The sequence below is a fragment of the Gemmatimonadota bacterium genome (genome assembly GCA_021295815.1).
In the GTDB taxonomy this organism is placed as follows: domain Bacteria; phylum Gemmatimonadota; class Gemmatimonadetes; order Longimicrobiales; family Gaopeijiaceae; genus JAGWBQ01.
This window is the reverse complement of record JAGWBQ010000025.1, coordinates 48,646-54,769: the sequence shown is the minus strand read 5'-3', so window position 1 is coordinate 54,769 and position 6,124 is coordinate 48,646. Positions and strand designations below refer to the sequence as shown.

The 6,124-nt window shown below is 65.2% G+C and carries 4 protein-coding genes; 3 read left to right on the top strand and 1 reads right to left on the bottom strand.

Translation table 11 applies throughout. The features are described from left to right. Positions 1-641: hypothetical protein (locus tag J4G12_09780; protein ID MCE2456083.1), on the top strand; the 641-nt coding region annotated here is incomplete at its 5' end. Between the two features lie 237 nt (positions 642-878). Here the strand turns inward: J4G12_09780 and J4G12_09775 are convergent. Beyond that, positions 879-1,463 carry a hypothetical protein gene (locus tag J4G12_09775; protein ID MCE2456082.1) on the bottom strand — a complete coding sequence of 195 codons (585 nt, stop codon included), beginning with the start codon at positions 1,461-1,463 and terminating at the stop codon, positions 879-881. 1,140 nt (positions 1,464-2,603) lie between these two features. Between J4G12_09775 and J4G12_09770 the strand changes: the two genes are divergently transcribed. Both J4G12_09770 and J4G12_09765 read left to right on the top strand, forming a co-directional pair. Next, entirely contained in the window at positions 2,604-4,634 is a 2,031-nt protein-coding gene (locus tag J4G12_09770) for a S9 family peptidase (GenBank protein ID MCE2456081.1), read from the top strand. A gap of 75 nt (positions 4,635-4,709) precedes the next feature. Further along, complete coding sequence (locus J4G12_09765) at positions 4,710-6,062, top strand: alkaline phosphatase family protein (protein ID MCE2456080.1); 1,353 nt, start codon at positions 4,710-4,712, stop codon at positions 6,060-6,062. The last annotated feature ends 62 nt before the right edge of the window (positions 6,063-6,124 follow it).

The window sequence follows — 6,124 nt, the reverse complement described above, 5'->3', positions numbered from 1 at the left end:
AGGCGCGCCAACCGATGGTGGTCGGTCGATTCGTCCCTGCAACAGAAGCCTTCGATACGATCGCTGAGCTGCCCGCTTATGAGAGGACCTCCGATCCCGAGACCGTGCGCGCCTATCCGAGGAACCGGGTCTACGGGATCGGGCACGACCGCATCTATCTCGGCGACACCGGCTCGGACACCATCCTCGCGACGAGCTTCACCGGCGAGCGCATCAGGGTTCTTCCCGTTCCCTTCGAGCCTGTTCCCGTCCCCGCAGACGCGAAGGAGGAGTTGTCCCGGGAGGAGGTCTTCACGAGGCCAGGGCAAAGTATGACCTTGAGCTGGACGCTAGTTTATCCGGATTACTATCCTCGCTACGCACGACTTGTGGCTGCACCCGAGGACCGGGTCTGGGTGATGGCGTATCCGCCCCTGAAGGAACCGGTGGTGTTTGCGGAGGAAGTGATCCATCCGAGGATTCATCGCCGTCTGGACGGTGGCGCCCTCTGGCGGGTCGTCGATCGTGACGGTTCCCCGATCGCCGAGTTGCGGACGCCTCCGGGGTTCTTTCTGCTCGAGGTGGGCGATGACTACATCCTGGGGATCCACAAGGACGAGTTCGGTCGTGAGGGTGTCCGGCTCTATGGGCTGACGCGGTGAGCAGCCAGAGTCGGTCCGCCCCGTCACGACCAGCAGTCTGGAACCGCGGAACCCTGGAATCTGAGAGAGAGCACGGGGTATATTGTTGGAATCCTCCTGCGGTCGTCGGACAGACGCCCGACTGCCTCGCGGAACTTCTAGCGAGACGCACTGCAGCGCGGCGACGGGTCTGGGTTAGACCTTGACGAGGTTTCGGATTTCTAGCATGGGGTGTCGCCGGGCGGGGCTGCGTCCGCGCTACCGCTCCAGCGGCCACACCTGCACGTATTCGACGTCCAGCTCGTCGCGATAGTGCCCCAGGATGTAGTCCTCGCCGATCTGGACGACTCCCAGACCTTTCGGGGTCTCCATGAACCCCAGCACCCGTCCGTCCGGATCGAAGACCGTCCATAACGGGGCCGGTCGCCCCTCGCGGGGAAAGTCGTATTCGCGGACCCAGAGGTTGCCGGCGGCGTCGGACAGGACCCTGGAGAAGGCGGGGAAGGCTTCGGCGAGAGGCGTGGACTCCCAGGACTTGCGCGCCTGTTCCACCATCTCCGGGGGTAAATGGGGGTTTGCCGCAAACATTGCGAGCTGCTCGTCGATGTACGATTTGCGATCCTCCTCCGTGGGCGCCCGCAGAACGTGCTCACGCCGAACGATGCGGGCCAGCGTGCCGTCGTCCCGGAACGCCCGTATCTCGTACCGTGAGGTGTGGCTGGCCACGACAAGATCGCCCCATTGGCCCGTCACCAGCTCCCGGCCGTAGGCCGTCAACATGAGCTCCCTGAACCCCTGCTCGTTCGTGGTGACGATCACCTCCCTGTGGGGATGCGTCGCCATCGGCATCCCATATTTCGACCACCGCCGTGTCGGCGTCTTCCGGATCCCTGATGGCCAGGATCGTTGCGTCGGCCCGTACGGCGATCGGGCGGGGACGTCGCCACACCTCGGCCTCGTCACTCCGGAGGACGAAGGAGCGACCGTAGGTGCCATCCGAATCGAAGACGGAGATGCCGCGCCCGGACGAGTACCAGGCCACGATGGAGTCACCGGGCCACGGAGCTGCGCGGGTCAGGGGCATGAATTCGCCGGGCCCCTCGCCCTCCCCACCCCAGGACACCAAGTGACTTCCCGAAGCATCGAACATTCGCACTTCGCTCGACCCGGAGTTCTCAACCATGATTCGTCCATCGGACAGCCGGGCGACGTTGCCTGCCCAGTGGAGCATGTAAGGCTCTTCGCCGTCGAGTTCGCCGATCGACACCATGGGCACCGATCCGATTAGCCACGGGAGCCGCGACCCCTCGGGCGGGCTCGCGTTCTCGGTGATCCGGATGCCGGCGCTGTCGTGAGAGTGACTCGCCAGGCCGGTCGGGCCCTGTTGTAACTGATCATCCTGCTGGCAAGCTAACGCGGCCAGGGCGACGAGGGCTGTGGTCTTTGCGATCTTCATGTTCTACCCCTATTCAGTGTCCCGACTCGTCCAATGGCATTGCCTCCCAACATATAGCCAAAAGCGCGGGGAAGTCGGCCCAGGAGCACGAGGCGAAGATTCGCGACCTGCACGCGAAGATCGGAGACTGGCATTTCGGTGTAGATTCGCATCTTCCTGCGGTGATTGCATTTGCGCGCTCGGCAGCCCGGATTCCCGCTGTTTGACTACCGCCAGGATTAGGACCACCTCTTCGGGTGCGACACGTCTTACATAATGGCTCTTGCCACCCGGGAGAAACCTGTTGACCCGATCGCGGCCTTCTGTGACCGCTCGGGGGTGGAGGAACTGGCGCTGTTCCACTTTCATATGGGTGCGACGGTGGAATCGCGAAACCCGCGGCGCCGATCTCGGGCATCTGCACCGCACATTGTCTGGCGAGGCTTCCCTCCGCTCGTTATCTTGACGCTCCGTTCGACCGACCGCACTCCGTCCGGTCCCCCCGGACCCAACGATTCGTCACCGTTGTCCCGCCGACTGAGAAGACCATGAAGAAAACCCGCCGCGCCGCCCCAACGCCGCTCACCGCCATCGCGCTCGTCGCCATCGTCGCCCCGGCTTCCGGCCAGGAAAGGACGCTCTCGCTCGAGACCTACCTCGACATGGAGACTGTTTCCAGCCCGCGGATCTCGCCCGACGGGGACCGTGTCATCTACACCCGGGGCTGGGTGGACAAGATGAACGACCGCCGCGAGTCCTCCATCTACATGATGAACGCCGACGGTTCGAGGGCGCGTTTCCTGGTGGACGGCAGCGGGGCCGTCTGGTCGCCGGACGGCACGCGCATCGCCTACACCGCTCCGGGCGAGGATGGAGCCGGTTCACAGGTATGGGTGCGCTGGATGGACGAGGAAGGCGCCACGACGCAGATAACCCGGGTCGTGAAGAGTCCGGGCAGCCTGGAGTGGTCGCCGGACGGCGCCATGATCGCCTTCACCATGAATGTGGACGGGGAGCCGGGGTGGACGGTGAACCCGCCGGGCAAGCCGGAAGGAGCCACCTGGACCCAGGGTCCGAAAGTGGTCACCCGCGCGGACTACCGCCAGGACCGCGTCGGATATGTGGACTCGGGCTGGCGACACGTCTTCGTGGTGCCGGCCGACGGAGGAACCCCGCGTCAGATGACCGACGGCGACTGGAATCACTCCGCCGGAAGGTGGACCGCCGACGGATCCGCGCTCGTCTTCTCGTCGTTGCGCACCCCGGACGCCGACCTCTCCTGGCGCGAGTCCGAGATCTACTCGGTAAGCCTTGCCACCGGAGCGATCACGCAACTCACCGACCGCAGGGGGGCGGACACCGGCCCGGTACCTTCTCCGGACGGATCGCTCATAGCCTACAGAGGCGTCGACCATCACACGGACACCTACCGCAACATGGGCATCTACGTGATGGGGACCAACGGGTCCGACCCTCGGATGATCTCGGGCGACTTCGACCGCCAAATCAGCGGCGCGATGACCTGGGCCCCCGACGGCTCGGGACTCTACTTCACCGCCAACGACGCCGGATCCCGCGATCTGCACTTCGTCGATCTCGACGGGGGAGTTGAACGACTCACCGAGGGACGCCACCTCTTCGTGCTCTCGTCCATGAGCGCGGACGGAGATGCGGTCGGCACGCTGACCACACCACACGCTCCGGGCGAAGTGATCCGATTCCATCTCGACGACCCTGGCGCGATGGAACGCATCACCGACGTCAACTCCGACGTGCTCGCCGGAGTGACCTTGGGCGAGGTCGAGGAGTTCTGGTACAAGTCGACCGACGACCTCGACATTCAGGGCTGGATCGTCACCCCGCCGGGCTTCGATCCCGAGCACAAGTACCCGATGATGCTCTCGATCCACGGCGGGCCGCACTCCATGTACACGACAGGCTTCAACTTCGGCTGGCAGGAGCACGCGGCCAATGGCTACGTGGTCGTCTACACCAACCCCAGGGGCAGCACGGGTTACGGATCCGCCTTCGCCAACGAGATCAAGAACGCATATCCCGGGAAGGACTTCGACGACTTGATGAACGGCGTTGACGAGGTTGTCTCCCGAGGCTTCGTCGACGAGCGCAACATGTTCGTCTACGGCTGCTCGGGTGGCGGCGTGCTCACAAGCTGGGTCGTGGGGCACACCGACCGCTTCGCCGCGGCTTCAGCCAACTGCCCGGTCACCAACTGGCTCTCGTTCGTGGGCACCACCGACGGCATCGGCTGGTATCGCAACTTCGAGCGCTTCCCCTGGGACGATCCGAGCGAACACCTGCGCCGTTCGTCGCTCATGTATGTCGGCAACGTCACGACGCCGACCATGCTCATGACCGGCGAGATGGACCTGCGCACGCCGATGCCGCAGACCGAGGAGTACTACGCCGCGCTCAAGGTGCTGGGCGTGCCCACCGCCATGATCCGCTTCCGGAACGAATGGCACGGGACCTCGCGCACGCCTTCGAACTTCCTCCGCACCCAGCTCTTCCTGCGCGAGTGGTTCGAAAGACACTCGAGGGGACGCAGCACGACCGAGTAGGGTGGCTCGACCGAGCAGGGTGGCGCGAGCGAGCCGTCGCACCTCCGACCTACGAGACCTGCGGAAGCCAAAGACATGACCGGATCGGCGCGAGCCCGTTCCCGCAGGGCCCTTGGCCTGATCGTTGTCATGCTGACCGTCACGCTTGCGGTACTGTGGGCGCAGCGGGAGGGGCCCGTCGAGACGACGGAGTCAAGCACGGAGGGTGCGGAATCCTCCGAGCCACCCCCGCTCTGCACCCGACCCGGCCACTCCGGCGGCAACAGCGACCGGCATCTCGACGCCCCCTACGTGATCCTGATCTCGTTCGACGGCTTCCGCTGGGATTATCCGGGCCGCTTCGAGACCCCTAACTTCGACCGTGTGGCGGAGGCGGGGACCCGGGCGGAGAGGTTGATCCCGATCTTCCCCACCAAGACCTTTCCTTCGCACTACTCCATCGCGACCGGAATGTACGCCGAGACCCACGGACTGGTCGGGAACAGGTTCTGGTCGGCGGAGAGGGACGACGTCTACTCGCTCGGAGACCGCGAGGCCGTCGAGGACGGAAGCTGGTACCGCGGCGAACCCATTTGGGTGACCGCGGAGCGGCAAGGGATGGTCTCAGCCTCCTTCTTCTTCGTGGGTTCCGAAGCCGCCATAGGGGGCGTGCGTCCCACCTACTGCCGTCGCTTCGACGCCGGGATACCGAATGATGATCGAGTGGACGGGGTTCTCGGCTGGCTGCGCCTCCCCCCCCGCGAGCGCCCGCACGTCGTCACCCTCTACTTCGGCGAGGTCGACAGGGCCGGCCACGACTTCGGGCCGGACAGCGAAGAGATGCGTGCCGCGATCGGCATCGTGGACGACGCCCTGGGTCGCCTCCTGGACGGTATCGAGGCGCTGCCGCACGGCGACAAGGTGAACGTCGTGCTGGTCTCGGACCACGGAATGATGTTCGTCCCCGCCGAGGCCAACGACCTGATCGATCTGTCGCTCCTGCCCGGCGTGCGCATGGAGGAAGGCGGACCCTACGCGAGTATTTTCGTGGAGGGCGACGCCCAACGCAAGCGGAACGTGAGGGATTCCCTCGCCGCGATGGTTCCGCTCAACGCCGTCTACCTGCGGGAAGAGGTGCCCGAGCGTTTCCGGTACTCGACCGATCCCAACATAGGCGATATCGTCATAATCGCCGCCCCCGGCAGACAGGTCAGATCGGCCGACCGGGCCTTCCGGCTGCGCGACTTCTACAACCACGGCTGGGACAACCTGACGCCCGAGATGGCCGGAATTCTTCTGGCCGCCGGCCCCCAGATCGCCGAGGGCGCGGTCACGGGACCGACCGAGGCGGTTCACATTTACCCGCTGATCGCCGAAATACTGGGCCTCGAGCCCAACCCGGAGATCGACGGCGAGCTGGAGGCGATCAAGGGATTCTTGCGGGGCTGAAGACCCGCCGAGAGCAGAGGTCCGGGAGGCCGACGCGGAGGACCCCGCGCGGGACCATGTTC

Bases quoted from the DNA above. Each gene is read 5' to 3' on its own strand.
- J4G12_09775 (MCE2456082.1), bottom strand. From the start codon at position 1,463: ATGGCGACGCATCCCCACAGGGAGGTGATCGTCACCACGAACGAGCAG.
- J4G12_09770 (MCE2456081.1), top strand. From the start codon at position 2,604: ATGAAGAAAACCCGCCGCGCCGCCCCAACGCCGCTCACCGCCATCGCG.
- J4G12_09765 (MCE2456080.1), top strand. From the start codon at position 4,710: ATGACCGGATCGGCGCGAGCCCGTTCCCGCAGGGCCCTTGGCCTGATC.